Below are 509 nucleotides of genomic sequence, written 5' to 3'. Positions count from 1 at the left end.
TGCCGTGTGCGGGCAGTGCCGGGCCTGTCTGCGCGGGCGGCCCTGGTACTGCTTCAACACGCACAATGCCAAGCAGAGGATGACCCTCACCGACGGCACGGAGCTCTCCCCGGCCCTCGGGATCGGCGCCTTCGCGGAGAAGACGCTGGTGGCGGCCGGACAGTGCACGAAGGTGGACCGGGCCGCCTCGGCGGCGGCCGCCGGTCTCCTGGGCTGCGGTGTGATGGCGGGCATCGGCGCGGCCATCAACACCGGGAACGTCGGCCGCGGTGACAGCGTGGCCGTCATCGGCTGCGGCGGCGTCGGGGACGCGGCCGTCGTCGGGTCTCATCTGGCGGGCGCGGCGAGGATCATCGCGGTCGACGTCGACGACCGCAAGCTGGCCGCGGCCCGGAAGCTGGGTGCGACCCACACGGTCAACTCCAGGGAGATCGATCCGGTCGAGGCGATCCGGGAGCTGACCGGAGGCTTCGGCGCCGATGTCGTGATCGACGCCGTCGGCCGCCCGG

Annotated in this window: 1 protein-coding gene; it reads left to right on the top strand. The window is 72.9% G+C overall.

What is annotated here, in order from left to right; genetic code table 11:
* The coding region (locus IE318_RS44595) for a zinc-binding dehydrogenase (protein WP_189908505.1) at positions 1-509 on the top strand (509 nt) is incomplete at both ends.

The organism is Streptomyces spiralis, assembly GCF_014654675.1.
In the GTDB taxonomy this organism is placed as follows: Bacteria; Actinomycetota; Actinomycetes; order Streptomycetales; family Streptomycetaceae; genus Streptomyces; species Streptomyces spiralis.
Note: the sequence above shows the minus strand (reverse complement) of the source record. Positions and strands in the feature narration are given on the sequence as shown.